We start from the raw sequence: 249 nt of genomic DNA, 5'->3' as shown, positions 1-249 counted from the left end.
CAAGTTTATAGGGTTTTCTCAAAACCCGATTGCAGTATTGAACTGAAGAGTTTGATCATGGCTCAGATTGAACGCTGGCGGCAGGCCTAACACATGCAAGTCGAGCGGTAGAGAGGTGCTTGCACCTCTTGAGAGCGGCGGACGGGTGAGTAATGCCTAGGAATCTGCCTGGTAGTGGGGGATAACGTCCGGAAACGGACGCTAATACCGCATACGTCCTACGGGAGAAAGCAGGGGACCTTCGGGCCT

General features: G+C 53.4%; 1 rRNA gene. It reads left to right on the top strand.

Features of this window, described 5'->3' with window-relative positions:
• Positions 1–39: 39 nt before the first annotated feature.
• Positions 40–249: ribosomal RNA gene (locus ACYP2A_RS22225) — 16S ribosomal RNA — on the top strand; the annotation flags it as partial.

It is taken from the genome of Pseudomonas sp. 3A(2025) (assembly GCF_054589175.1).
The sequence above is the reverse complement of the archived record's forward strand: the minus strand, read 5'-3'. Positions and strand labels throughout refer to the sequence as shown.